A 24,165-nucleotide genomic window follows, 5' to 3' on the forward strand; every position below is an offset into this window, starting at 1 on the left:
GCTTTATGCCGCCGGCCGCAGCGGCAATCTTGGCAGCCTCGGCCTCGACGTGGTCGGCATCGAGTCCGACTCCAGGGGCCGCATCAAGGTCGACGCGAACACGTTCCAGACCAGCGTGCCCAACATCTATGCCACCGGCGACGTCATTGGCTTCCCGAGCCTTGCCTCGACTTCGATGGAGCAGGGCAGGGTGGCCGCCTGTCATGCTTTCGGCGTCACCCTGCCGCCGCCGCCGGAAACCTTTCCCTATGGCATCTACGCCGTGCCCGAGATCTCCACGGTCGGCCAGTCGGAGGAGCAGGTGCGCGAGAGCGGCGCCGCCTACGAGGTCGGCGTGGCGCGCTTCCGCGAAACCTCGCGCGGCCACATCATGGGCGTGAATTCAGGCTTCCTGAAGCTGTTGTTCTCGGTCGAGACGCGCCGGCTGCTCGGCGCCCATATCGTCGGCGAGGGCGCCACCGAACTGATCCATATCGGCCAGGCGGTGATAAATCTCGGCGGCACAGTCGACTTCTTCGTCAACAATACCTTCAACTACCCGACCCTGGCCGAGGCCTACAAGATCGCCGGGCTCGATGCCTGGAACCGCATGGGGCAGGGATAGGCGCTCAGCCTTCCAGCTGGGCAAGCAGCGACAGCATCACATCGGCCGAAGGCATCGGCAGCACTGCTTCGATCTCGGCCGGCCGCACGCCGGCAATTGCGTCGGCGTCGCCGGCAACGGTTCCGAGCGGCCCGCGGAAACCGTGCTTCGACCAGGCGAGTTCCTGCAGCTTCGGGCTGCTCAGCGCATCGAGCAGCGCGTCGACCGCCGGATCGATGACGATCAGCGGATGCGCCGAATAGACGGTTGGGCGCGGGTAGAGGATTTCCGGCTTGGCGCCGGTGCCTGCCTGCACGCGCTGCCAGCGCGCCGGATCTGCGAGCGCCCATTCCACCAGCTGGTTCTCATAGCCCACCACCATCGGCTCGGCGCCGAGGCCGCCGGCGATGTACTGATCGAACAGCTTGCCCGATGAGGACGATTTGAGTCCCATGCTGCGGAAGATCGCCTTCGCCTGCTCGCCATGCTCGGCAAGCAGTTCCTGCGTTGCCACGTCGCCGCTCATCAGGCTGAGCACGAGGCCGGCGAACATGAAGCCGGAGTTCGAGCGATTGGGGTCAGTCGAGACGATGCGTGCCCGGCCGTAGAGTTCGTTGATGCCGAGGTCCGACCATGTCTTGCCGGCGAGGATGGCGTCGAGCAGCGCCTTCAGGTCGAGCTGGTTGTAGCCGCCCTTGGCGGCAACGCTCACCAGCCCGCTTTTCTTCAGGCCTTCGACCACCGGCCCCCAGGTGTAGATCACGATCGGCGAGTTTAGCACGACCTGGTCGTTGCGGATGGCCACGCCGCTCTTGCGGGCGAGGTCGACCATGATCGAGGAGGACGGCCACAGGAATTGCGGCTTCTGAGACAGCAGCGCCGTTTCGCGCACCATCTCGACCGAGCCGGCGACGCGCGCGTCGAGCTCCAGCCCATAGCCGCCGAGCGCCCTGACGACATCGGGATCGGCGAGGAAGGCCTGCTTCTCGCCGCCGATGAAGCCGAACAGATGCGCGCGGTTGCCGAGATAACCACGGAACTCGGGGCGGTCCTTCAGCGTCAGATAGCCGCCGGTGCCGGCAGCGGCGGCACCCAGCAGTCCCAATCCGAAAGCGCGGCGTGAAATGGCCATCAGCGACCAATGTCCTCTTTCAGCGACTCCTGAATGAGTCGCAGGTCCACGTCGAGCGTGCCGAGCTCGCTGTCGGCGAGGCTGTCGGCATAGTGCACGAAGGCATCCTGCAGCTTGGTGATGACGGCGCCGACCTTGGACAGCCTCACCTGGCTCGGTGCGCGCCGCTTCGCTAGCGTCGCATAGCCTTCCGCCACTTCCGCCGCTTGCGGCACATAGTAGGTGAGGAAGCGGCGCACGGATGGCGCGCTCGCGGGCTTCGCCTCGACCCTGGAAATGACATCGGCGGCGATGTCGGAAAGGTTCTTCACCTTCGCTTTCATGTCCTTGTCGGCAATCGAACTCGCGGCTGCCGCCAGCTTGTCGGCAGCCGGCTGCGCCTGCGCCAGAAGCTCGCGCGCGAACGCCACCTGGCCGCCGCCGATCGAGCCGAGATCCAGGCCTTCGAACAGCTGGCGCGGCGCCAGAACGAAGACCAGCCCGGCAAAGACAAGCGCGGCAATCACCAGCGAGACCAGGAACGGGAAGTGGGTGAGGAAGCTCAGGCCGAGCAGCAGCGCGGCCGAAACCGCGCCCGCCGCGATCCAGTTCCAGTCGTTCCCGAACAGCCAGCGCATCGGCTCAGTTATACCCGCGGGCGGCGCGGAAGGCGCTGGCCAGATCGCCGCTGCCATCGAAGACTCGCGCCGAGGTTGCCTTGGCGAGACTGTCGAGCTGGCTCTTGTCGGCATCGCCGAAGGTGATGCCGAACACCGGCACGCGCACCGGCGCTTGGCGCCACTGCGCAAGGAACATGGCGGGACTGCCATCAGTGCGGCCGTCGGTCATGATGACGATGGCCGGCAGATACTTCGACAGGTTCGGCGTGGCGGTGATCCCCTGCAGGGCCTGCTGCGCACAGGCATACATGTCGGTGCCGCCGCCGGCCCGTTGCACGGCCACATCAGACAGCAACTGGCTCTGGCCGGCCGCGTCGCCGCCCGCCTCGAATGTGTCGCGCACCACGCTGTCGAAAGGCAGCACGAATATGTGGTCGGAGGGCGTCCACTGCACCAGCACTTCACTGGCCTTTTCCGGCGTGAACAGGAACTGGGCGGCGACCTGCAACTGCTTTTCGCCCTGGTCCTCCATCGAGCCGGAAAAGTCGAAGCAGAGCGCCGTCAGCGAGGGCTTGCGCAACGCCTCCTGGTAGAGATTGAGCGCCGTGCGGATCACCGCCGGCTCCGGCATGCGGATCGACGTCACCAATCTGCCCGGATCGAAGTTCCAGTCCGGCTCGGCTGCCGCCTGGATCGCGGCGCCGCCGAGCGGCAGGCGCCTGCCGGTATCGGCGATACGCTTGCGGATCGTGTCCGATTGCAGGTAGGCGAGCAGGTCGGTGAAGAACTTCTCCACCTCGGGGCCGCGCCCATGGTCGATGAAGCCGAGCGGTGAATCGCCGACCGCAACGCCGTCGGCGGGGTAGATCGCGTAGAGCGGCTCGTCGCCCATCTGCTTCAGCTTGTCGTTGGTCTCTTTCAGCGTCGCCTCGTAGTTCCACATCGCGTCGTAGAACGTGCCCTTGCGCGCAGAGTCGATGAACAGGTCGGCCAGCCAGCCCGAGGAACCGGACGAGCGCTCGACGCCTTGCAGAAGGGCGCTGACCGTGTCGCGCACATTCGGATTGTCGAGGTCGCCGGGCTGGATTACTTCCTTGCCGCCGAGCGCGCTGGATAGCATCGCGAGATAGGCGCTGGCGCCGGAATTGGACTGCGTGGCCGACGTCATCAGGAATCTCAGCTTGCCGTCTTTCACCGCGGCAAGAATGTCCTTCATGAATACGTCCCTGCCGACCCAGCCGAGTTCGGCGGCCTTGGATTTGCGCACGCCGAGGATGACCGGCATCTGCGCGATCGAGGTCAGGTTGCGCACCTTGCGGCCGGAATCGAACAGGTCCACCCAGACGCTCGAAGCCGGCCAGACCGCATCCTGGTCGAGTCCGCCCGGCTTCTGCAGGCCAAGGCCGATGTCGAGCGAGCCTTGATAAGAGACGATGCAGGTGGCGCCCTGCTTGGCGCAGAACTCTTGCACGATCGGCTCGAGAACGGTGTTCTCGGAACCGGACACGATCGAGAATTTGACGTTGCTCGAATTGCAGGCGGCCAGCAGCAGCGAGACCGCCAGCAGGAGAACGGACGACAGCGTCTTCGGCATCGAGGCTCCGTCAGCCCTGGGTGAGCGCTTTCTTGAGGTCCGCGGTCATCTGGTCCATCTGCTTTTCGGCGTCCGCCCGCTTCTGGCGGCCTTCCTGCTGGACCTTGAGCACGCCCTGCACGGTGTCGATCAGGTCGCGGTTGGCTTGAGCCAGCGTCTCGACGTCGACGATGCCGCGCTGCGCCTGCTCCTCGATCGAGATGGCCTGATCCTTCATCATCTTCGAGGTCTGGCGGATCATCTCGTTGGTGGCGTCGGTCACCGTCTTCTGCAGCTCGAGCGCCGATTTCTGGTTGGTCAGGCCGAGCAGGATGACCATCTTCTGCTTCCAGGCCGGCACCGTCAGCGCCGACGTCGCCTGTGACCGGGCTCACGCGACAGCAGTTGGATCCGCCAGCCATTGCCTGACGATCGTCGCATCCGAATCGCCGATCTCATGCCCAGATGTGATAATCCTTGCGTCGACCGTGGCGCCGCGCTGGCTTAGCAGCATCACCAGCGCCGGCGCGAAGGGACCGTAAGTGAGGTCGGCGGCGCCGGCGATCATCAGCACCTTTGTGCCGCCGAGATCCGTCGGCGGCGTCTCGGCCAACACCGGCATGGCCCGCAAAAGCGCGGCCCGCCGGACGAGACCGGAATGAAGCAGCATCAGGCTCGAGACCAGGTTGGCGCCGTTCGAATAGCCGAGGAAGGCTGCGCGGGAGAGATCGAGCCCGTGGCGCTTCGTCGCCTCGGCAACGAACGTCGCGAAGGCGTCCGTTTCCGTGCGGATGCTGGCCTGCTCGAAGCTGGTCGGCGTGATCCGCTCGAACCAGCGAAAGCCGTCCTCTTGTGGGATTCGACCGCGCGCGGCGACCAGTGCGGCATCCGGCGCAATCTGTTTCGCCAGCGGCACCAGCGTGGTTTCATCGACACCTGACCCGTGTAGCAGGACCAGGCATTCGCCGCTTGCCTCTGTTGGCTGTGTGAAGCGGTAAGGGAAGCTCAAGTCACGCAGGACGGCAGTTTTGCCGGTATATTCGGACACGCTTATATCCTTTTGATTTTATGATAGATTCGTTGATTTGCCGGCTTCAAAACGGAATATTTTCTTGCTCCGCGAAAGTTGATTGAACCAGGCTTACTTCAGACCGTTTCTGCGCCGATACACTCCGCCACGGGAGGAATCAAAGCGGTGCGCCGGGGGTCGCATTGCCCCAATGAACGACCAGCTTTGAGGCCTTTTGTCGATGACCATGCCAGTTTCGCCCGGACGCGATACGCGTATCGATGTGTTTCGCGCGCTCGCGCTGCTCACCATCTTCATCGATCATGTGCCCGGCACGATGTTCGAGACGCTGACCTACAAGAATTTCGGCTTCTCGGACGCGGCTGAAGCCTTCGTGCTGATCTCCGGCATGTCGGTCGCGCTCGCCTACGGCAGCAAATTCCAGTCCGGAGGCCGGCTGCTGGCGACGCTGAAGATGTGGCGGCGCGCCGGCGTCCTCTATGTTGCCCATATCGTCACGACCATGGCGGTGATGGCGCTGTTCTGCGCCGCCGCGGTGTTCGCCAGGCGGCCTGAGCTGTTGAAACTGATCAACATCGAGCCGCTGATGAAGAACACACCGGAAGTCCTGGTCGGCATCGTCACGCTCGGTCACCAGCTCGGCTACAACAACATCCTGCCGGTCTACGCGGTGCTGCTTTTGCTGGCGCCGGCCTTCCTGCTTTTGATCAGCTACCGGCCGGTGCCGGCGCTTGTTCTGTCGGGAGCCCTGTGGCTAGTCGTCGGCATCTGGCAGATCGCGCCGCCCAACTATCCGGAGCCCGGTTTCTGGTTCCTCAATCCGCTGTCCTGGCAGTTCCTGTTCAACATCGGCCTGGCCGCCATGCTGCATGTCAGGCGCGGCGGCGTGATTCCGGTCAATCGCTGGCTGCTCGGAGCCGCCGCCGCCTATGTACTGACGGCGCTCGTCTGGGTGCACAGTCCGCTCTGGGGCCGGATATCCTGGCTCGATCTGCCGGTGGTGCTGACCGGCTTCGACAAGACATTCCTGTCGCTGCCGAGGCTCCTGCACATATTGGCGGTGAGCTATCTCATCGTCGCGCTGCCGGCTGTCTCGAACCTGTTCCGCACCAGCCCCGACCATCCGCTCGCCATCCTCGGCAAGCGCTCGTTGCCTGTGTTCATCACCGGCACGGTTCTCGCCATGGTGGCGCAGGTGCTGAAGCTGATCAATCCGGGCGGCCTCGCCTATGACACCCTGCTGATATCGGCCGGCATCGCCATGCAGTTCGCGCTCGCGTTCTATCTCGAATGGCTGTCCGGCATCGGTTCATCGGGCAAGAAGCCGGCCCGCGGCGAGGTGCCAGCGCGTGCGTCTTTCGGCGTCCAGCCGATGGCAGCGGGGAATCGGTGAGGTCGGTCAGGGCCTCGCCGGTCCGGTCGATGCCCGGACGATCAGTTCGACACCGAGCATCTCGCGCCGCACTGAGCCGTCGAAATTGAGGATCATTCGCGCCGCCCGACGGCCGATCTCGGCGATCGGCTGGGCGATCGTGGTGAGCCGAGGGCTGCACAGCAGGCCGTCCGGAACGCCGTCGAAACCGATGACCGAGACATCCCCCGGGACATTCAGACCCCGCCCGCTCAGCCAGTCGACCGCGACCATGGCCATGCGGTCGGACATCGCCAGGATCGCTGTGGGCGGCTCGCCGCTGGCGAAGATGGCTTCGAGGCCGGCCCTGGTGGAGGCGGCCTCGTTTTCGGTCTCGTAGACCGGCACCTTGGTGGTGTCGATGCCGAAGCGGGAAAGCTCCTCGAAATAGCCGGCAAGTCGGTCGCGCGTTGCGGTGTAGAGCGCCGTCCCGAGCCGCCCGGGCGTCACAAGACCGGTGCTGCCGTCAACGAAAGGCAGCGACAGAACGGCGAAGCGGCGGTGCCCAAGTTCGCCGAGATGACGCGCGGCCAGCCTTGCGCCGGCGACGTTGTCGATACCGATCATCGAGATGGTGTCGTCATCGAAGCCGACTGCGAGCGCGACGAAGGGGAGCCTGCGTTCGCGCGTCAGCTCGACGAGGCGAGGGCCTCCCTCGATGCAGAACAGGATGAAGCCGTCGACCAGGGCACTCTGGATGTTCCAGGCGAGTTTTTCGTCATTTTGAGCCGATACCAACGCAATGCCGGCACCTGTGGCGTCGCATGCCTCGGAGATACCGGCCATCATCACGCGCGCGAAAGGGTCGTCGAAGAAATAGGAGAGGGGCTCGGTCGATGCGACGCCGATCGCATTGACCTTGCCGGCGCGCAGCAGCCGGCCTTTGGGGTCGGGTCCGGCATAGCCCATCGCCTCGGCCACCGCCTTGACCCGCTCGCGCACTTCCGCGCGCACGATCTCCGGGCGGCTGAAGACGTTGGAGGCCGTGCCATGCGAGACGCCGGCCGCCTTGGCGATATCGGCCAGCCGGATGGGGCGTGCCTGGCCTTCGATGAGTGATGCCATGTCTGTTCTCCCGGACCTCCCACGCCGCACTACATGGACGGGGATCGATCTCCGGTCCAATATCATTTTTCTTGGATCGATTCAAATTCCGCTTGACTCCCAGGTCGGATGGCCTATGTTTGAATCGATCCAAGTTGGCAATTCGGCCGATTGGAGCGAGTTTGGAAGGAGGGTGCGATGCATCCGGTCAACTTTCTGTTTGAGGACGTCTACCGCAACGATTGGGGCATTGCCTCGGCTGCGCTCAGCGAGAAGCGCCGCGGCAAGGCAAGTCCATGGAGGCGCGAGCCGCGCTTTATCGTGGATCGCAAGCGCGGCTGAGCGGTCGGTCTTTTTCACGTCGATCGATTGGATCGATTCAATTCAGAGGAACAAAGCTATGCATCCGATGAACCATCTGTTCGAGGATATCTATCGCAACTATTGGGGCATCTCTCCGGCGTCCGAGCGGCCGGAGCGGCGGCGCCTCACAGGGCCGGCCGTGCGCAGTCGCGAATGGCTGGCAAGGCGCGAGCGCCGGCAGGACTGAGCGCCGGTCTCAGGCGCGACGCAGGACGAGGGCCGAACCGGCGATCGCCAGCCAGCCTGCAATCAGGAGGGTGCCGCCGATCGGCGCCGACATCGGAAACAGCCGCGAACCCAGGAAGTCGCGGGCGAGAAGATCGCCGCAGAAAAGCACCAGCCCGAAAAGCAGGACCAGGCTTGCGATTCGCAGGGCGCGGTCGGCGCCGATCAGCCCGACGGCGAGGAAGACCGGCGCGTGCATGAGCAGGAAAGACGCCGCCGTGCCGACGAAGCCGCCGCCCAGATGCGCGGCCGCGGCCGACAGCGCCACGCCCGCCGCGCCGCAGAGGCCGCCGGCAAGAACGAAGATGCGGCTGCCTCCGCTAGCTGCTTGTTCAGTTGTGCCCATATGGGGGTGCCTCCTGCCATACGACCGATGTAGTGAAAGCGCGGATGGTGTCGCGAACTCAGCCGATGAAGTAGCGATAGCCGAGCCAGGCCGCCAGTGTGGCAGATGCGCCCCAGACGGAAGCGATGACGACTGCGGCTACCCGACTCACCGGGCGCTCTCCCGCAAGCGCGGCAGCGGCTCGATGTTCTGCCATGACCTCCGGTGGAATCATCTTCAGCACGGCCAGGATGCCGAGCGGCACAATGATTGCGTCATCGAGATATCCCAGCACCGGGATGAAGTCGGGAATCAAGTCTATTGGAGACAGGGCATAGCCGGCGACACATAGCGCCAGCACCTTCGCATACCAAGGCGTACGGGCATCACCGGCCGCGAGATAGATCGCGTGCACGTCTTGCTTGATCGTGCGCGCCCAGTCCTTCAGCTTGCCGTTCATCGGGTGGGTTTATCCGCAAAAGGCGAACGTGTCAGGAACTGCCGGCTTGCGCCAGTATGTTGCGCGTGCGCCGCGACTGGACAATCCAGTTGTAGGCCGCGCCGCCGGCCATCAGCAGCGATGTTCCCAGGAATACCGAGCGCATGCCGAAATGGCCTCCGGCAAAGCCGCCGAGCAGTGGCCCGGCCACCTGGCCGACATATTGCGCCGAGATTGACAGGCCCAGCACATTGCCGCCGACGCCGTCCGGCACGTTGTGGCGGATGACGCTGGTGATGCAGGGCAGGAGCCCGCCCAGCGCCAGACCCATCAGGAAGCGCAGACCGATCAACTGCCAGCCCTCTGTGACGAAGGCCTGTGGGATCAACAGCAGGGCCGAGATGGCAAGCGCGGCGATCACCACGTTCCAGTGGCCGATGCGGTCGGCGAGCTTGCCCAGCCACGAGGCCGACAGGATGGCGCCGAGCGCCGCCGCCGACATGACCACCCCGGCGACCAAGGTCACCCGGCTCTCGTCCTCGATCAGCTGCTGCACATAGACAGTGATGATCGGCTCGATCGACATGGTAGCGAAGGCGAGCAGCATGCCGGTCGCCAGCATGGCGACGACCGGGCGCTTGTCGGGGATCTGCGACCAGCCGCTTTTCGGCTTTGACGCAGCTCCAGTTTTGGCCGCCGCCGGGCGAGGGGTCTCCTTGATCAGGAAGGTCGTCGCCAGGAAGGCGAGGAAGATGACGCCGCCCGACAGCAGGAAGGTGGCGCGGATGCCGATCACCGGCGGCAATGCGCCACCCAGCAGCGGCCCGACCAGGCCCCCCGCCGTGATGCCGGCCGAGAGCACGCCCAGCGCCCAGCCGGAACGCTCCTTCGGTGTCTGCATGGCGACCAGGATGGTCGAGCCCGACGAATAGCCGCCGGCAAAGCCGATCAGCAGGCGCAGCAGAACCAGTTGCCAGACGGTTTCGACCATGCCGGTCAGCGACATGCAGATCGCCATGCCGAAACTGGCACGCACCAGCATCAGCTTGCGGCCGTAGCGGTCGCCCAGCCGTCCCCACAGCGGCGCCACAAGGGCGGCCGCGAAGAAGGTGGCACCGTAGGCGATGCCCGACCATTGCACGATCGCGGCATGGCCCTCGGCGCCCAACTGCTCGACATAGAGCGGCAGGAAGGGCAGCAGCAAGGTCATGGCGATGAGCGTGCTGAACGAGCCCGCGAAGCAGACGGCGAGATTGCGCCGCCAGTGGACGTTGTAGCCGCCCTGTTCGCTGCCGTTCTTGCTCATCTCATGCCCGTGCCATGGTGGGGTTGTTACGGATACCAATTTGGGATACCAAGCTGGTATCCGTCATGGACCTCAACCCTGCCGCTGTCAATGCGGCCATACGAACGGAACCGCCATGTCGCAGATGCAGAGCGTCGAACGGCAGCTTCGCGAGATGATCCTCGGTCTTGAGATCGGGCCCGGCGAGCGCCTGACCGAGCGCTGGATCGAGAGCCGCTTCGCCGCCTCGCGCACGCCGGTCAGGGCCGCGCTGCTGCGGCTGGAAACCGAAGGGCTGATCTGCCGCGACGGGCGCGGCTGGACGGTCTCGCCCATCAATCTGGCCGAACTCGAACAAATCGCCGTCTATCGCGAGGCGGTCGAGGTGGCCGCCGTCAGGCTGACCTGCCTGCTGGAGGACAGAAGCGCCGTCGACGCCATCGAGGCGATGCTGGAGTCCTGCGATGCAGGCACTCCGCGCGAGGAATGGCACCGCATCGGCATGGATTTCCACATCGAGCTGGCCAGGCTCTCCGGCAACGAATTCTTGTTTCGGGCGGTGCGCGATGCGATGACCAGGCTCTCCCGCGCGCGCTGGCTGGAGGTACGCGACGAGGCGGCACTCGGCCGCGCATGGGCGGAGCATCATGCCGTACTGGCGGCTGTGCGGGTGGGCGATGCGGAAGCGGCGGCGCGATTGCTTTCAGCCCATATCGTCGGCAGCCGCAACCGGCTGGTGACGTCGCTGCGCGACGACCGGCGCGGCCTGCGGGCCCGGGGCTTCGCCGTCGTCGCCGCGTGATCGCGACCATCGCCCTGGACTGAACCGTCACCCGCACAATGGCTTGCGCGGCATTGCGCCCGCCAACCCAGCCGGCTCTCGGCCGGCCGGCGGTGCCGTGCAGTTTGCAGTGTGAAAGTTCGACGGACTGATGCTAAGAGCATTTTGCCCCCAGTCCAGGTGACCAACGATGGCCACGCCTCTCCGAACCGCAGCCAAGGTGTTTTACTACGCGCGCAACTTCGCGCGCGACCTCGCTCCGCAGGCGCTGTTCCGCCACCGGCTGAGGGGATGGCTTGAGCAGGCACGGCGGTCGGACGGCTCGGTCCGCGAGCGGGTGAACTTCTATAACAGGCTGCAGCAGCCCTTTGTGCCGAGCCCGGCAGCGGTGCCGGTCAGCCGGCTGCCGTTCTCGCCGAGCATGTATTATTACGACCTCAAGGAATTTGCCCGCTATTTTGATCCGGTGCTGCTCATCGACCTCGAATTTGGCGATGTCATCGACGTTCCCAAGATGCCGGCGATCGTCAAGGACCGGCCGATCATGGACGGCAACGGCAATGCGGTGCTGATGAAGCTGGACAAGTTCCGCCACTTCCAGATGCCCGCCGACCGGCAGCCCTTCGCCGACAAGCGTCCGTTGGTGGTTTGGCGCGGCGATCTCAACAACCCGATCCGCACGCGGTTCCTCGATGCGGTGCGCCACTTGCCGATCTGCGATGTCGGGACGCCGAAAAAGGACGCGAAGGCCGAATACCAAAAACCCTATCTCACCATCGATGAGCAGCGGCGCTACCGCTACATTGTCTCGCTCGAAGGCAACGATGTCGCGACCAACCTCAAATGGATCATGAGCTCGAACTCGCTCTGCCTGATGCCGCCACCGACTTACGAGACCTGGTTCACCGAAAGCGAGGTCAGGGCCGGTGTCCACTATGTGCAGCTGGCGCCTGACTTCTCCGATCTCGCCGACAAGGTGCGTCATTTCGAAAGGCACCCGGCCGAGGCCGAACGCATCGTCGCCGCCGCCAACGCCTATTGCCGAAAATTCCGCAACGAGCGGGACGAACAGGCGATCTCGCTGCTCGTCCTCTACAAATATTTCGTGCTGAGCGGCCAGGTCAAACCGGATCCCGAAGTCTGGCGCTTCATCGCCGGCTGACCCGTTGCGGCCCCTCAGATATCGCTGCGGTCGAGCACCAGGTCGGCCGGTCCGAAGCGGCCCTTGGCCGTCAGCTGCTGGTGCCAATAGGGGTAGAGGACCGGCGGCCGGCTGACGGCGTCGAGCCGCGCACGCTCGTCGAAGGACAGAGTCAGGCTGGCGGCGGCGATGTTGTCCTTGAGCTGCGCCTCGCTGCGGGCGCCGATCACCAGCGACGAGACGGCCGGCCGGCCGAGCAGCCAGGCGAGCGCCACCTGCGCGCCCGATACGCCCCTGGCCTTGCCGATGTCGACGAGCACGTCGACGATCTGCCACAGCCGGTCTTGGTCGCGGATCGGCGGCTCCGACCAGCCGCCGAGCTGGCGGGCGGTTGGGCTGTTGCGGTCGTACTTGCCGCTGAGCAATCCGCCGGCGAGCGGGCTCCACACCAGCACGCCGAGCCCCTGGTCGACCGCGATAGGCAAGAGCTCGTATTCGGCCTCGCGGGCCTCGAGCGTGTAGTGGATCTGCTGGGTGACGAAACGCGGCTGGTGGCTGCTGTCGCTGATGGCGAGCGCCTTCATCACCTGCCAGCCGGAATAGTTCGAGCAGCCGACATAGCGGATCTTGCCTTGGCTCACCAGCGTGTCGAGCGCGGCAATCGTCTCCTCCAGCGGCGTCACGCCATCCCATTCGTGCAGGAAGTAGATGTCGATGACATCGGTCTTCAGCCGCTTCAGGCTCTTCTCGCACTCGCGGATCAGGTGATGGCGCGACAGGCCCTCGTCGTTGGGACCCTTGCCGATGCGCATGCGCGCCTTGGAGGCGATCAGCACGTCGTCCTTGCGCTTGCCGCCCAGAGCCTCGCCGATGATCTCTTCCGAAATCCCGTTCGAATAGACATTGGCGGTGTCGATGAGGTTGATGCCGGCATCGATGCAGAGATCGATCATCCGGCTCGCTTCATTGAGGTCGGTCTTGCCGACCGCCGCGAAGGCGCCGGCGCCGCCGAAGGTCATGGTGCCGAGCGTCAACGTCGAAACCTTCAGCCCGGAACGGCCGAGTGTGCGGTATTCCATTTGAGATCCTCGCGATTGCATTGGGAGAGGCGCCACGAGCGGGCTGCCCGAATGAGAACGCATATTTGTAGGACAAGTTCACCGGTTTGTCGCCCTGTCGCGGCGAGCGGTCGTTCAAATCTCAAGCGACGGTATTGCAATAAAACCGTCATTGCCGGCCTTTATTGAAGTCGGCTCAGGATGGCGCGCGGCAGCAGGGTGTCATCCCACCACACATGGCAGGCTGGCACGCGGAGCAGCACGATGAACGAACTGAAATCGAATTCCGGAGCCAGGGACTGGCTGGAAGCCGAACTCGCCGACACGCTCGACGAGGACTACGAACTGGAGCTATCGGAGCCGGCGCTGTCGCTGGAGATCGCCAAGATCTACAAGGATTCGCATCCGCCTTCGATCGAGCGGCAGCAATATTTCCGTGACCTGCTGCGGCTGCAATCCGAGCTGATCAAGCTGCAGTCCTGGGTGGCCTACCACAAGAAGAAGGTCGTCGTGATCTTCGAAGGCCGCGACTCGGCCGGCAAGGGCGGCGTCATCAAGCGCATCACCCAGCGGCTCAATCCGCGCATCTGCCGCGTCGTGGCGCTGCCGGCGCCGACCGAGCGCGAGAAGTCGCAGTGGTATTTCCAGCGCTACGTGCCGCATCTGCCTGCCGGCGGCGAGATCGTGCTGTTCGACCGCTCCTGGTACAACCGCTCCGGCGTCGAGCGGGTGATGGGCTTTGCCGGGCCGGACCAGGTGGAGGAATTCTTCCACGACGTGCCGGAATTCGAACGCATGCTGGTGCGCTCCGGCATAACGCTGGTCAAATACTGGTTCTCGATCACCGACGAGGAGCAGCAGATGCGCTTCCTGATGCGCATCCACGACCCGATGAAGCAGTGGAAGCTGTCGCCGATGGACCTGCAGTCGCGCGTGCGGTGGGAGCAGTATACCAAGGCCAAGGAAGAGACCTTCGCCCGTACCAACATCCCCGAGGCGCCCTGGTTCATCGTCGAGGGCAACGACAAGAAGCGCGCCCGGCTGAACTGCATCGACCATCTGCTGCAGCAGTTTCCCTATGAGGAGGTTCCGCACGAGGAGATCACGCTGCCCGAGCGCGTCTTCAATCCCGAATACGAGCGCCAGGTGCTGCCGCGCGAGCTTTACGTGCCGGAGAAGTATTGAGCATCTTTTTTCCTTCTCCCCGTTCACGGGGAGAAGGTGCCCGAAGGGCGGATGAGGGGCGGCGCCGACGTCAGCAATTGAGCCTTAGTTCGCCGTCAGCGGCTTGTCGCCAATCTTCAACCGGCAGCGCGGCCCCTCATTGCCCTGCCGGGCATTTCTCCCCGTGAACGGGGAGAAAGAGCTGTAATCACGCCCGCTCAATCACCACATGCGTGGCGAGGGGCGTTGCCACCTGCTCGGTGCAGCGATAGCCAAGGCCGGGCATGTCCAGGCCGGCGAAAAGATGCTCGCCCTTGCCGAGCAGCACCGGCGATACCGCTAGGTGCATCTCGTCTATGAGCTTCTCGTGCAGATATTGTCGGATGGTCGAAACGCCGCCGCCGACCCGCACATCCTTGCCGCCAGCCGCCTCCCTGGCTTGCTCCAGCGCCGAGTGGATGCCGTCGGTGACGAAGTAAAAGGTCGTGCCGCCTTCCATGGCGATCGGCGCCCGCTTGTGATGCGTCAGCACGAAGGTCGGCACGTGATAGGGGGGGTTGTCGCCCCACCAGCCCTTCCAGGTCTCGTCCGGCCATTCGCCGCGGATCGGGCCGAACATGTTGCGGCCGAGGATCCAGGCGCCGACATTCTCGAAGCTGCGCGTGGCGAACGCGTCGTCCGTGCCGGTGGTACCGCCGTCCTTGCCCATCACAATCTTGCGAAAAAAGCGGGTGCCGATCATCCATTTGTGCAGGTTCTCGCCGCCGATACCGAGCGGGTTGGCGAGATCCTGATCCGGACCGGCGCCGAAGCCGTCAAGCGACAGGGTGAATGCACTGACGCGAAGCTTGGACATGCTACCTCCTTCATAACCAGTTGTATTTTGCAAGCAGTTAGTGGTTAGTCTAACTGATTGCGTATTGCAAGCGGTATCTGGTGCGCGGATGGATGCGGATCGCGCCCCGGCAAGTTCAGGAGAATGATCAGTTCGGCGACGGCGAACTACCAACCTCGTCCGCCGTGTCACCGGCAGACATCGTTCCACCGGCGACAAGCTGGCGCTGCAATGCCATCAACATGGTTCTGCCGAGCTCATCGGGTGCCTCGCAATTCGTTGACACTCGATAGGAGTTGTCGACATAGGAACCAAAACCAACCGTCGACGGAAGCGGCGGCGTAGAGCATTTTTTGGCCGCGCATCGATCCGGAGTGATCGACGAGAATGGAAACAACGGTATTGGCGAGGTCGGGCGCCGACGGGCCGTTGCGGATTTCCGCGGCGAGATCAGCCGCCTGAATGAGATGTTTCGTCCTCCAGCCCGCCAGGCCGTTCTCCAGTTCGGCCCATGCGGTGTCGAGCGCGGATTGATGCTTTCCCGAAAGCGGCCCGATAGCACTGGACAGCTTGGAACTCGGCACAATCCAGTCATGGAGCGTGACGTAGGCGTGATAGCCCAGCGTAGTAGTATCGCCGCGTGGGGTGGCAACGAACAATGATTTGAGATGCTTGCCCAGCCCCCGCAGCAATGTCGGCTATCCCTTCAGCATCGCCGCCACTTCTGGCGCGAAATAGGTGAGGATTCCGTCGCAGCCGGCGCGTTTCAGCGCAAGCAGCGATTCCAGCATCGCCTTCTCGCCGTCGATCCAGCCATTGGCGGCGGCCGCCTTGATCATCGAATATTCGCCCGACACCTGGTAGGCGAAGGTCGGCATTTGCAGTTCGTCCTTCAGCCGGCGGATGATGTCGAGATAGGGCAGGCCGGGCTTCACCATCAGCATGTCGGCCCCTTCGGCGAGGTCCTGCTCGGCCTCGCGCAGCGCCTCGTCGGAATTGGCGTGGTCGAGATAGTAGGTCTTCTTGTCACCCTTGAGCAGGCCGGCCGTGCCCACCGCCTCGCGATACGGGCCGTAGAAGGCGGAGGCGAACTTCGTCGCGTAGGACATGATCGCCACGTCCTGAAAACCGTTGGCGTCGAGCGCGTCGCGGATGGCGCCGATGCGGCCGTCCATCATGTCCGACGGCGCGATGATGTCGGCGCCGGCCGCGGCCTGGATGACGGCTGCCGCCGCCACCTGCGCAACCGTCTCGTCATTGACGATAATGCCGTCGCGCAGGATGCCGTCATGGCCATGGCTGGTGAACGGATCGAGCGCGGCGTCGGTGATGATGCCGATCTCCGGCGCCGCATGCTTGATGGCGCGGGTGGCGCGGTTGATGATGTTTTCCGGGTCGAGGATGTGCGAGCCGGTCTGGTCGCGCAGCGAAAGCTCGACATTGGGAAAAGTGGCGATCGCCGGAATGCCGAGCTTGGCCGCACGCTCGGCCTCCTTGACCGCGAGGTCGAGCGACAGGCGGAACACGCCGGGCATTGCGGCGATCGGCTCGCGCACATCCTTGCCGTCGACGACGAAGATCGGCCAGATAAGGTCGTCGACCGAAAGACGGTTCTCCTGCACCAGGCGCCGCGACCAGTCGGCCTTGCGCATGCGCCTGAGCCGCCGGCTGCCGGTAATCTCGTCGACGCTGCGCGCGCCGGCAGGCTTTGCGGGGGTGAATTTGTTCATCGCGTCAACTCTCGTTTGACCGGTTTTAACACGCGGTCTCCCGACAGACCAATGCGACACGATTGTGCCAGCCTTCCTTGTCCCCGTTGACGGGGAGAAGGGGGCAGCGCCGACCTCTCAGGGCTGCCCATTGCCCGACAGCACTTGCGCCGCGCCCCGCATGGCGACACGGAACGCCTCGTCGAAGCTGACGCCGCGCACCTGCCAGCGATAGGTCTTGCCGCCATCGGCCAGCCGCCAGTCGGCGATCCAGCCCAGGTCCTTGTCGCTCCATACGATGCTGCCGGCGAGCGCCTGGTCGGCGCCGGCCTTCCTCGCCAGCTCGTCGAGCGTGGCCATGTCGGTGGTGTGCAGCGCCTTCTCGTCCATCCCGGAAATCATCGACCCCGGCGGGAAGGCGATGCGCATCAGCAGCGGCCCCGTGGCGTTGATGAAGGATTCGCGCATCGCCTCGCCGCGCTCGTCATCGGCGCTCAGCGCGAAATGCCGCGTGCCTTGCTCGGCCATCAGGAAAACCGCGACCGTCGGTCGCTCGCCGAGCCAAGGCTTGCTGCCAAGCTGGGCCAGCACCTTGTCGATCACAGCGGGCTTGTAGAGGCAGGTGAGGTCGTGCGGCCGGTCATGCGTGCCTTGCTCGTCATGCACGGGGATGCCTTCCAGCCGGTCGTGGTAGCGGAAGGATTCGACGAAATCGCCTGCCTTGTCGCGCAGCGCCGCCATCTCCGGTTTGCCCGGCAGCCGCTGATCGCCCGAGACCCTCACAAGCACTTTGTCCAGGCAATCCCTGAAGCCGATCTTCCGGTTGACCTCGCCGGTGCCGGTGACGATCGTCTGCGACTGGTAGAGCGCTTCCGTCGCGGCCAGAGCAGCACCAGACATGAGGCAAAGAGCGATCAGGCAGATCGTTGCAGCCATGAGACGAGAAGGCCCGGTCATGTCTTGCCATCCAGTTCAACGTGGCCATCTTCTAGCACCGGGCGCCAACAGCGGCCAAGTCGGTTGCTTTGCGCCGCATGGCCGCCGGCATGGGGCATCCGTGCGCCACGCTGGACCGGCATGGCCAATCGAAGGAGCGAGCAATGATCTTCATCTGGCTCATCTATGCCGCCTGGATCCTGCTGATCGTCTATCTCACCATTCAAGCGGCGGGTGTGAAGCGCGATACACGGCCGCATTTGCTGCAAAGCTTCGCCTTGCTGTTCGCTGTGATAGTGGCCTTCCTGCTTCCGCATCTGCGGGCGTTCGCATTCGTCAACTTCGCGCCCGTGGGCCCGGCTTTGGCCGGCATTGGTGTCGTCGTCACCCTTGCTGGCATGGCATTCCTGGTATGGGCGCGACAAAGCCTTGGCCGCAACTGGAGCCAGACCGTCTCGGCCAAGCAGGACCATGAACTTGTGACTTCCGGCCCGTACCGCTACGTGCGTCATCCCATGTACACAGGCGGCATGGTCGCAGGTATCGGATCAGCGATCGTGGTGGGCGGCGGTTTTATCTTCCTGCTTATCCTGTTGGGCTCGCTTTTTCTCTGGCGCGTCGGCGCCGAAGACCGGCTCCTTGCGGTGCAGTTCCCCAATGAATTTCCTGCTTATGCCAGGCGAACCAAGGCCTTGATCCCCTTCGTGTGGTAGGCAGCCTGTGGCAATTCGAACGAGCGCAGTCATCTCTGCCCGCGCCCGACAATTGACGTTCGCCCAGTCGCCGCTTAGCACTTCAAATCCCGCAGGCGCGGGGGAGGATTCTCTTACGATGGATTTTGGCGGAGGCGACGAAATTCGCTTCGAGCGGTTGGGCAGGGCCGGCGTCGTTACGCTGACGCGGCCGCAGGCGCTCAACGCTGTCACGCACGCCATGGTCAAGGCGCTTGGCAAGGCGCTCGAAGCCTGGGAGCGCGATGACGGCGTCGATGTCGTGATCGTCAAGGCCGAGGGCAGGGCGTTCTCCGCCGGCGGCGACATCCTGCACATCTATGAGGCCGGCCGCGCCGGGCGGCCGCCGGTCGACTTCTTTGCCGACGAATACCGGCTCAACGCCTGCATCAACGCCTTCGGGAAGCCCTATGTCGCGCTGATCGACGGCATCGTCATGGGCGGCGGCGTCGGCATTTCCTTCCACGGCTCGCAGCGCGTGCTGACCGAGAACGCCCAGTTCGCCATGCCGGAGGTCAGCATCGGCTTCTTCCCCGATGTCGGTGCGAGCCACCTACTGCCGGACCTCGGCGGCAGTTTCGGCATGTATCTGGCGCTGACCGGAACCCGCATTCGCCACGGCGACGCGCTGTGGTCGGGGCTGGCCACCCACACCATCAAGGCCGAGGACCAGGCCGGCTTCCTCGACCGGCTCTGCGCCACCGGCGACCCGGAATCGGTGCTGCGCAGCTTTTTCGTCCCGGCCAGGCGTGAGACGGACCGGTTGGTGCTGGAAGCGATCGCCCGCCATTTCGCACAACCGTCTTTGTCCGATATCATCGCCAGCCTCGATCGGGCCGCAACTTCCGACGAGTTTGCCGCAAGGACGCTCGCGACGATCAGGACGCGCTCGCCGACCAGCCTGCACGTGGCCTGGCGCCAGATCAGCGCCGGGCTGACCATGTCGATGGACGCGTGCATGAAGATGGAGTTCCGCATCCTCAACCGCATGCTGGCCGGTCACGACTTCTACGAAGGCATCCGCGCCGCCATCATCGACAAGGGCTCGACTCCGCGCTGGCGCCCGGCCAGTCTCGACGCGGTGAGCTTCGCCGATGTCGATGCCTATTTCGCGCCCCTCGGCGAGCGGGAGCTCGACCTGTGAGCGAAGTCACCTCCAGGCGCGTCGTGCTGCAGCCCTCGACATCCGAGATCATTTTCGCCTGGTTCCAGCGCGTCATCGCCGGCTACTGCCTGCTGTTTGGCATCCTCTACTGGATCCGGCTGATCGGCTTCTACCCGGGCGCGCTCTGGCGCTTCGACCTGATGCCGGTGCATTGGCAGGTGGCGGCGGTGATGCTCGCCGTGTTCTTTCCCTTCGCCGCCGCGGGCCTTTGGATGCTGGCCTCCTGGGGGCCGGTGATCTGGTTCATCTGCGCGGCGACCGAGATCGTCATGTATGCCGGCTTTCCCGATCTGTTCGGCCATCGGCCGCTGATCATCGCCTCGCACGCCGCGGTGGCGGTGCTCTACATTATCTTCCGGGTTGCGATCTGGCTGCAGAAGCTGCGGGCCCGGCGGTAGATCGCCCGTCGCCGCGGCCCGATCCTGGCATGCCGATTCCCGTCCGAAACCGGTGGCTAAATCTTTAGGTTAATTATCCTTGCTGGGGTGACCGTTCGTTAAGCCTCTTTCGAAACCTCTTACCGGTAAGCTCTTGTTAGCCTTGGCGTTTAAGTCGAATTTTATGAGTATTCGATAGTGTCGCGATCAAGGTGAAAAACAAAAAAATCACCGGGCGACAAACGAGAGGCAAAGACAATGATCAATTCGCGTCCGGCGGCGAAGACCGCCACCGTATCCGACGACCGCCGCGAGGCGATCCGTTCGCTTTACATGGAATCGCTGCAGCTGGTGGAGCGCCTGCACCGCCGCCTGCTTGACGTAATCAAGGATGAGTTCGACCGCAACGGCCGTTCCGACATCAACGCCATCCAGGCGCTGCTGCTCTTCAACATCGGCAATTCGGAGCTGACCGCCGGCGAACTGCGCTCGCGTGGCTACTATCTCGGCTCGAATGTCTCCTACAACCTGAAGAAGCTGGTCGACCTCGGCTTCATCAACCACCAGCGCTCGCGCATCGACCGTCGTTCGGTCCGCGTCTCGTTGACTCCGAAGGGCAACGAGGTGGCTGAGGTGGTCGCCGGCCTCTACGAGCGCCATGTCGGCTCGATCGAGCAGGTCGGCGGCATCAACACCGACGAGTTCAAGCAGATGAACCGCGCGCTGCAGCGGCTGGACCGCTTCTGGAACGACACGATCGCCTACCGGATGTAAGTGCGCATCCACGCCGAGGGATAGAAGCCGCGCCGCAGAAGCGCGGGCAGGGGATACAGTCGGGGACCGGTGTCGAAAGGCGCCGGTTCCTTTTCCTTTTCGCGATGCAAAGGGACCTTCCGGATGCGCCGCGCCCATCGACAGGGCGTCTGCCCTGTTTGCTTTCGCTGCAGCACTGCCTAATGTCGCTTCCTGGCGAGGGAGCGAACATGGACCTGAAAAACCGTTCAAGGATCTGCTGGGTTGCCGCGGTGCTTCTGTTGATTTCGACCGCGGCTTCCGCCGAGGAGTGGTGGAAGGATTCTTTCGCCGCCGAAGGCAGCGCCCCATGCGACAACAACGATACGATCGTGACATTCACCGACAAGGCGGTGGAGATGTGGGAAGTCGGCTGCTCGCTGGAGAGGGTTCAGAAGATCAAGGGCCTCGATGCGATCGTTCTGGACATGACCTGTTCGGACGGTGAAACCACGGAAACGAGACGCGAACTGCTGCTCAAGCTGCACGACAACAAGGTCATGCGTTATCCTCGACAAGAGGTGTTGCAGCGATGTTCGGAATTGAAGGCGCGGCCAGCTCAGGCTCCGAAGGTCGATACTTCGCCCTGAGGGGCAACGCTCCCTGCAACGCCCATCGGTACGCAGGGCGTGGTCGGGCGCGCTGCTGTTGAGATTGGGACGAAGGCCGCTTCAGGTCAGATGCTTGGATTCTCCCATGGGTGCCAAAAAAGCACCGGTCCCTTGCTTTCATCGCCTCGCCGGAAGCAAATCGCGGGCCAAGGCCACGTTGCCGCCATAATCGCGGTGAAAGCGAGAATGCGGATGATGCTGCGGCCGCAAGCTTGCCTTCATCCGGAAGTTGCGTCACGCCGCGTGTTTCACGCTGAAGTGACACCGGCTATGGTTGGCTAATTGTTAAGATTGCCAACCATAAAGTGCGGGCGGGATCGCCCAACGATCAACGCAGCAGTGACCAGATTACTTAGAGAACGTCCATGAGAACCAGCCGCCGTTTCTTCCTTTCCGGAGCCTCCGCGCTTGCCGCGGCCATGGTTGCCAACAGCGCCAGCGCGCAGGACGTGATCGGGGACATCCTGAAATCTTCGGCCCGCGGCAATTGGGACGACCAGTTCGACGCCCGCGCCAGCGAGGGCGGCAAGGTGGCCTCGACGCTGCCGATCTTCAGCCTGCAGACCGTCGCCTTCACCGAGCAGGCGGTGGCGCAGTACCAGACCATCGCCGGCCAGGGTGGCTGGGAGCAGGTGCCCGCGACCAAGAAGCTGCAGCTCGGCGTCGAGGATCCGGATGTGGTGCCGCTGCGCAAGCGGCTGATGATCTCGGGCGATCTGTCGCAGAGCGCCGGCATCTCGACCTCGTTCGATTCCTACGTCGACGCCGCCGTCAAGCGCTTCCAGCTTCGCCACGGCCTGCCGGCCGACGGCGCCATGGGCAAATACACCTACACCGCGATGAATGTTTCGGCGCAGATCCGGCTTGGCCAGCTGCAGACCAACCTGCAGCGTCTGCGCGAAAAGGCAGGCACGCTGGGCAACCGTTACGTGCTGGTCGACATTCCGGCGGCCCAGATCGAGGCAGTCGAGAACGACCGCGTCGTGCTGCGCCACACCGCGATCGTCGGCAAGATCGACCGCCAGACGCCGATCGTGAATTCCAAGATCAACGAGATCATCGTCAATCCCTACTGGAATGCCCCGGTTTCGATCGTGCGCAAGGATATCATTCCGCTGATGCGCAAGGATCCCAACTACCTCAAGGACAGCCACATCCGCCTGTTCGCGCCGGATGGCAGCGAGGTCGATCCAATGACGGTCGACTGGTCGACGGACGACGCCGAGAAGTACCGCTTCCGCCAGGATCCGGGCGCCGGCAACGCCATGGCCTCGGTCAAGATCAATTTCCCCAGCCCGGATGGCGTCTATATGCACGACACGCCGCAGCAGAGCCTGTTCGGCAAGCTGATGCGCTTCGATTCCTCGGGCTGCGTGCGCGTCCAGAACGTGCGCGACCTCGTCACCTGGATTCTGCGCGACACGCCCGGCTGGGACCGCCAGCATTTCGAGGCGACGATCAAGACCGGCGAGAACACCCCGGTTCAAGTGACCAATCCGGTGCCGGTACACTTCCTCTACCTGTCGGCCTGGTCGACGGGACCAGGCGTCGTGCAGTTCCGCGACGACATTTACGGTCTCGACGGCAACGACGCGCTGCAGATCACGTCTTCGCTATAAGCAATTGATATATTTCCAGAAAAGGCCGCCTCTAGGGCGGCCTTTTTGCTTTCCACCTTCCGTCAGCTAGTCTTCGTCGCGACTGGACGGCACGGCCTGCTTTGCGCATGGTCGGGCATATTCGGAATCGCCGCCATGCATGTCGCCGTGTTCATCCTGGTCGTGCTCGTGTTCGTCGCGCTTTCCGGCGCGTTGGTTCGGCTAGTGCGCCTGCCGCTGCCGGTGCTGCAGATCGCCATCGGTGCGGCCCTTGCCTGGCCGGCGCGCGGCCTGCATGTCGAGATCGACCCGGAGCTGTTCCTCCTGGTGTTCATCCCGCCGCTCCTGTTCGGCGATGCCGTGGCCGCGCCCAAGCGCGAGCTTCTGGCGCTGCGCGGGCCGATCCTCGACCTTGCCGTCGGGCTGGTCTTCTTCACCATCGTCGGCTTCGGCTATGCCTTGCACTGGTTGGTGCCGAGCATCCCGCTGGTTGTTGCCTTCGCGCTCGCCGCCGTTCTGTCGCCGACCGATGCGGTCGCCGTGTCCTCCATCGTCGACAGGAACGTGGTTCCGGCGCGGCTGATGCACATTCTGGAGGGCGAGTCGCTGCTCAACGACGCGTCCGGCCTGGTCATGTTCCGCTTCGCCGTGGCAGCGGCGCTGACCGGCAGCTTCTCGCTGGCCGCCGCATCCCTGACTTTCCTCTATGCGGTCGGCGCCGGCATCCTGGCCGGCGTGGCGGCGCTGATCGTCGCCGCCAAGACGCTGCAGTTGCTCAACCGCATCGGCGGCGTGCCCTCCGAGGCGCAGGTGCTGGTGATGATCCTGATGCCCTTCATCGCCTATCTCATCGCTGAGCACGCCGAGGCCTCCGGCATCCTGGCGGCGGTCACCGCCGGCCTGCTCACCGGCGGCTCCGGCCTTTTCCGCTACCTCGGCGTCTCGGCGCGCATGCAGGCCATGTCGCTGTGGACGACGCTGTCCTTCATCTTCAACGGCGCGCTCTTCATCCTGCTTGGCCTGCAGCTTCCGGACATCGTCCGCAACGTGCCGCCGGAGCTTTCCAGCAGGCATTGGCTGATCGAGCCCGTGGCCACGGTGCTGATCCTGACGCTTTGCCTGATCGGCCTGCGGTTCCTGTGGATCTGGGTCGGCGACATTGCACAGCGCGTCGCGGCGCGGTTCGGCAAGCATAAGGCCGAGCCGTTCGGGCTGCGCGTGCGGCTCGCCGGTTCCGTCGCCGGGGTGCGCGGCGCCA

Annotated in this window: 27 protein-coding genes and 1 pseudogene; 14 read left to right on the forward strand and 14 right to left on the reverse strand. The window is 64.2% G+C overall.

Annotated elements, in window-relative coordinates; translation table 11 throughout:
• A partial coding sequence (locus EN742_RS02665) for an FAD-dependent oxidoreductase (protein ID WP_189375139.1) occupies positions 1-604 on the forward strand: 604 nt, incomplete at its 5' end.
• A gap of 4 nt (positions 605-608) precedes the next feature.
• Here EN742_RS02665 and EN742_RS02670 read toward each other — a convergent pair.
• From EN742_RS02670 to EN742_RS02690, 5 genes and pseudogenes are all read right to left on the reverse strand, one after another.
• Positions 609-1,715: a substrate-binding domain-containing protein gene (locus EN742_RS02670; RefSeq protein ID WP_126054969.1), complete on the reverse strand. Its 1,107-nt coding sequence runs from the start codon at positions 1,713-1,715 to the stop codon at positions 609-611.
• A complete protein-coding gene (locus EN742_RS02675) occupies positions 1,715-2,332 on the reverse strand; it encodes a 5-bromo-4-chloroindolyl phosphate hydrolysis family protein (protein WP_128332376.1) in 618 nt (205 codons plus the stop codon). Before EN742_RS02675 ends, EN742_RS02670 begins: the two co-directional genes overlap by 1 nt.
• A 4-nt stretch (positions 2,333-2,336) precedes the next feature.
• Positions 2,337-3,908: a VWA domain-containing protein gene (locus EN742_RS02680; protein WP_128332377.1), complete on the reverse strand. Its 1,572-nt coding sequence runs from the start codon at positions 3,906-3,908 to the stop codon at positions 2,337-2,339.
• Between the two features lie 10 nt (positions 3,909-3,918).
• Positions 3,919-4,269, reverse strand: a pseudogene (locus EN742_RS02685) (toxic anion resistance protein); the annotation flags it as partial.
• Between the two features lie 9 nt (positions 4,270-4,278).
• Positions 4,279-4,935 carry an alpha/beta hydrolase gene (locus tag EN742_RS02690; protein ID WP_128332378.1) on the reverse strand — a complete coding sequence of 219 codons (657 nt, stop codon included), beginning with the start codon at positions 4,933-4,935 and terminating at the stop codon, positions 4,279-4,281.
• A 202-nt stretch (positions 4,936-5,137) separates the two neighbouring features.
• Here EN742_RS02690 and EN742_RS02695 point away from each other — a divergent pair, with 202 nt between their 5' ends.
• Positions 5,138-6,310 (forward strand): OpgC family protein, encoded by a 1,173-nt coding sequence (locus EN742_RS02695; RefSeq protein WP_126054964.1) that lies wholly within the window; start codon positions 5,138-5,140, stop codon positions 6,308-6,310.
• A 6-nt stretch (positions 6,311-6,316) separates the two neighbouring features.
• Here EN742_RS02695 and EN742_RS02700 read toward each other — a convergent pair whose 3' ends face one another.
• Entirely contained in the window at positions 6,317-7,393 is a 1,077-nt protein-coding gene (locus EN742_RS02700) for a LacI family DNA-binding transcriptional regulator (protein ID WP_127407157.1), read from the reverse strand.
• A gap of 177 nt (positions 7,394-7,570) precedes the next feature.
• Here EN742_RS02700 and EN742_RS37820 point away from each other — a divergent pair, with 177 nt between their 5' ends.
• Both EN742_RS37820 and EN742_RS37825 read left to right on the forward strand, forming a co-directional pair.
• Complete coding sequence (locus tag EN742_RS37820) at positions 7,571-7,714, forward strand: hypothetical protein (RefSeq protein ID WP_189347756.1); 144 nt, start codon at positions 7,571-7,573, stop codon at positions 7,712-7,714.
• Between the two features lie 58 nt (positions 7,715-7,772).
• Positions 7,773-7,922: a hypothetical protein gene (locus EN742_RS37825; protein ID WP_189363066.1), complete on the forward strand. Its 150-nt coding sequence runs from the start codon at positions 7,773-7,775 to the stop codon at positions 7,920-7,922.
• Between the two features lie 9 nt (positions 7,923-7,931).
• Here EN742_RS37825 and EN742_RS02705 read toward each other — a convergent pair whose 3' ends face one another.
• Genes EN742_RS02705 through EN742_RS02715 form a run of 3 tightly spaced genes read right to left on the reverse strand, consistent with a single transcriptional unit; the run spans position 7,932 to position 10,030 of the window.
• A complete protein-coding gene (locus EN742_RS02705; protein ID WP_126054962.1) occupies positions 7,932-8,306 on the reverse strand; it encodes a DUF423 domain-containing protein in 375 nt (124 codons plus the stop codon).
• 58 nt (positions 8,307-8,364) lie between these two features.
• Positions 8,365-8,745: a YkvA family protein gene (locus EN742_RS02710; protein ID WP_126054961.1), complete on the reverse strand. Its 381-nt coding sequence runs from the start codon at positions 8,743-8,745 to the stop codon at positions 8,365-8,367.
• A 31-nt stretch (positions 8,746-8,776) separates the two neighbouring features.
• Positions 8,777-10,030, reverse strand: coding sequence for an MFS transporter (locus EN742_RS02715; protein WP_126054960.1), 1,254 nt, complete (start codon positions 10,028-10,030; stop codon positions 8,777-8,779).
• 115 nt (positions 10,031-10,145) lie between these two features.
• Between EN742_RS02715 and EN742_RS02720 the strand changes: the two genes are divergently transcribed.
• Both EN742_RS02720 and EN742_RS02725 read left to right on the forward strand, forming a co-directional pair.
• On the forward strand, positions 10,146-10,811 hold the full coding sequence (locus EN742_RS02720; protein WP_127406466.1) for a GntR family transcriptional regulator: 666 nt from the start codon (positions 10,146-10,148) through the stop codon (positions 10,809-10,811).
• A gap of 169 nt (positions 10,812-10,980) precedes the next feature.
• Positions 10,981-11,952 (forward strand): glycosyl transferase family 90, encoded by a 972-nt coding sequence (locus tag EN742_RS02725; RefSeq protein ID WP_126054958.1) that lies wholly within the window; start codon positions 10,981-10,983, stop codon positions 11,950-11,952.
• Positions 11,953-11,966: 14 nt separating this feature from the next.
• Here the strand turns inward: EN742_RS02725 and EN742_RS02730 are convergent, their stop codons facing one another.
• Positions 11,967-13,010, reverse strand: coding sequence for an aldo/keto reductase (locus EN742_RS02730; RefSeq protein WP_126054957.1), 1,044 nt, complete (start codon positions 13,008-13,010; stop codon positions 11,967-11,969).
• 243 nt (positions 13,011-13,253) lie between these two features.
• Between EN742_RS02730 and ppk2 the strand changes: the two genes are divergently transcribed.
• On the forward strand, positions 13,254-14,174 hold the full coding sequence (ppk2, locus tag EN742_RS02735) for a polyphosphate kinase 2 (RefSeq protein WP_126054956.1): 921 nt from the start codon (positions 13,254-13,256) through the stop codon (positions 14,172-14,174).
• 187 nt (positions 14,175-14,361) lie between these two features.
• Here the strand turns inward: ppk2 and EN742_RS02740 are convergent, their stop codons facing one another.
• The 4 genes from EN742_RS02740 to EN742_RS02755 form a co-directional block, all read right to left on the reverse strand.
• Positions 14,362-15,009: a dihydrofolate reductase family protein gene (locus EN742_RS02740; protein WP_127400438.1), complete on the reverse strand. Its 648-nt coding sequence runs from the start codon at positions 15,007-15,009 to the stop codon at positions 14,362-14,364.
• Between the two features lie 236 nt (positions 15,010-15,245).
• Positions 15,246-15,680, reverse strand: coding sequence for a hypothetical protein (locus tag EN742_RS02745; RefSeq protein WP_128332379.1), 435 nt, complete (start codon positions 15,678-15,680; stop codon positions 15,246-15,248).
• 6 nt (positions 15,681-15,686) lie between these two features.
• On the reverse strand, positions 15,687-16,718 hold the full coding sequence (hemB, locus tag EN742_RS02750) for a porphobilinogen synthase (RefSeq protein ID WP_126054954.1): 1,032 nt from the start codon (positions 16,716-16,718) through the stop codon (positions 15,687-15,689).
• Between the two features lie 117 nt (positions 16,719-16,835).
• The gene (locus EN742_RS02755; RefSeq protein ID WP_126054953.1) at positions 16,836-17,654 is read right to left on the reverse strand and encodes a DUF2066 domain-containing protein; all 819 of its coding nucleotides are present in this window, start codon (positions 17,652-17,654) and stop codon (positions 16,836-16,838) included.
• A 143-nt stretch (positions 17,655-17,797) separates the two neighbouring features.
• Here EN742_RS02755 and EN742_RS02760 point away from each other — a divergent pair, with 143 nt between their 5' ends.
• The 7 genes from EN742_RS02760 to EN742_RS02790 form a co-directional block, all read left to right on the forward strand.
• Entirely contained in the window at positions 17,798-18,346 is a 549-nt protein-coding gene (locus tag EN742_RS02760; protein ID WP_189347833.1) for an isoprenylcysteine carboxylmethyltransferase family protein, read from the forward strand.
• Positions 18,347-18,464: 118 nt separating this feature from the next.
• On the forward strand, positions 18,465-19,508 hold the full coding sequence (locus EN742_RS02765; RefSeq protein ID WP_128332380.1) for an enoyl-CoA hydratase/isomerase family protein: 1,044 nt from the start codon (positions 18,465-18,467) through the stop codon (positions 19,506-19,508).
• Positions 19,505-19,927 carry a DUF6163 family protein gene (locus EN742_RS02770; protein WP_128332381.1) on the forward strand — a complete coding sequence of 141 codons (423 nt, stop codon included), beginning with the start codon at positions 19,505-19,507 and terminating at the stop codon, positions 19,925-19,927. Before EN742_RS02765 ends, EN742_RS02770 begins: the two co-directional genes overlap by 4 nt.
• Positions 19,928-20,164: 237 nt before the next feature.
• Entirely contained in the window at positions 20,165-20,680 is a 516-nt protein-coding gene (locus EN742_RS02775; protein WP_126054949.1) for a winged helix DNA-binding protein, read from the forward strand.
• Positions 20,681-20,862: 182 nt separating this feature from the next.
• A complete protein-coding gene (locus EN742_RS02780) occupies positions 20,863-21,288 on the forward strand; it encodes a hypothetical protein (RefSeq protein WP_245492243.1) in 426 nt (141 codons plus the stop codon).
• A gap of 386 nt (positions 21,289-21,674) precedes the next feature.
• Entirely contained in the window at positions 21,675-22,928 is a 1,254-nt protein-coding gene (locus EN742_RS02785; RefSeq protein WP_126054948.1) for a murein L,D-transpeptidase, read from the forward strand.
• A 135-nt stretch (positions 22,929-23,063) separates the two neighbouring features.
• Positions 23,064-24,165 (forward strand): Na+/H+ antiporter (locus EN742_RS02790; protein ID WP_128332382.1); only part of this gene is annotated, 1,102 nt, incomplete at its 3' end.

This window comes from Mesorhizobium sp. M4A.F.Ca.ET.020.02.1.1, from assembly GCF_004022645.1.
Classification (GTDB): domain Bacteria; phylum Pseudomonadota; class Alphaproteobacteria; order Rhizobiales; family Rhizobiaceae; genus Mesorhizobium.

Bases quoted from the DNA above. Each gene is read 5' to 3' on its own strand.
- EN742_RS02755 (WP_126054953.1), bottom strand. From the start codon at position 17,654: ATGACCGGGCCTTCTCGTCTCATGGCTGCAACGATCTGCCTGATCGCT.
- EN742_RS02700 (WP_127407157.1), bottom strand. From the start codon at position 7,393: ATGGCATCACTCATCGAAGGCCAGGCACGCCCCATCCGGCTGGCCGAT.
- EN742_RS02715 (WP_126054960.1), bottom strand. From the start codon at position 10,030: ATGAGCAAGAACGGCAGCGAACAGGGCGGCTACAACGTCCACTGGCGG.
- EN742_RS02775 (WP_126054949.1), top strand. From the start codon at position 20,165: ATGATCAATTCGCGTCCGGCGGCGAAGACCGCCACCGTATCCGACGAC.
- EN742_RS02710 (WP_126054961.1), bottom strand. From the start codon at position 8,745: ATGAACGGCAAGCTGAAGGACTGGGCGCGCACGATCAAGCAAGACGTG.
- EN742_RS02670 (WP_126054969.1), bottom strand. From the start codon at position 1,715: ATGGCCATTTCACGCCGCGCTTTCGGATTGGGACTGCTGGGTGCCGCC.
- EN742_RS02785 (WP_126054948.1), top strand. From the start codon at position 21,675: ATGAGAACCAGCCGCCGTTTCTTCCTTTCCGGAGCCTCCGCGCTTGCC.
- hemB (WP_126054954.1), bottom strand. From the start codon at position 16,718: ATGAACAAATTCACCCCCGCAAAGCCTGCCGGCGCGCGCAGCGTCGAC.
- EN742_RS02680 (WP_128332377.1), bottom strand. From the start codon at position 3,908: ATGCCGAAGACGCTGTCGTCCGTTCTCCTGCTGGCGGTCTCGCTGCTG.
- EN742_RS02780 (WP_245492243.1), top strand. From the start codon at position 20,863: ATGTCGCTTCCTGGCGAGGGAGCGAACATGGACCTGAAAAACCGTTCA.
- EN742_RS02675 (WP_128332376.1), bottom strand. From the start codon at position 2,332: ATGCGCTGGCTGTTCGGGAACGACTGGAACTGGATCGCGGCGGGCGCG.
- ppk2 (WP_126054956.1), top strand. From the start codon at position 13,254: ATGAACGAACTGAAATCGAATTCCGGAGCCAGGGACTGGCTGGAAGCC.
- EN742_RS02725 (WP_126054958.1), top strand. From the start codon at position 10,981: ATGGCCACGCCTCTCCGAACCGCAGCCAAGGTGTTTTACTACGCGCGC.
- EN742_RS37825 (WP_189363066.1), top strand. From the start codon at position 7,773: ATGCATCCGATGAACCATCTGTTCGAGGATATCTATCGCAACTATTGG.
- EN742_RS02720 (WP_127406466.1), top strand. From the start codon at position 10,146: ATGTCGCAGATGCAGAGCGTCGAACGGCAGCTTCGCGAGATGATCCTC.
- EN742_RS02765 (WP_128332380.1), top strand. From the start codon at position 18,465: ATGGATTTTGGCGGAGGCGACGAAATTCGCTTCGAGCGGTTGGGCAGG.
- EN742_RS02730 (WP_126054957.1), bottom strand. From the start codon at position 13,010: ATGGAATACCGCACACTCGGCCGTTCCGGGCTGAAGGTTTCGACGTTG.
- EN742_RS02760 (WP_189347833.1), top strand. From the start codon at position 17,798: ATGATCTTCATCTGGCTCATCTATGCCGCCTGGATCCTGCTGATCGTC.
- EN742_RS02705 (WP_126054962.1), bottom strand. From the start codon at position 8,306: ATGGGCACAACTGAACAAGCAGCTAGCGGAGGCAGCCGCATCTTCGTT.
- EN742_RS02695 (WP_126054964.1), top strand. From the start codon at position 5,138: ATGACCATGCCAGTTTCGCCCGGACGCGATACGCGTATCGATGTGTTT.
- EN742_RS37820 (WP_189347756.1), top strand. From the start codon at position 7,571: ATGCATCCGGTCAACTTTCTGTTTGAGGACGTCTACCGCAACGATTGG.
- EN742_RS02740 (WP_127400438.1), bottom strand. From the start codon at position 15,009: ATGTCCAAGCTTCGCGTCAGTGCATTCACCCTGTCGCTTGACGGCTTC.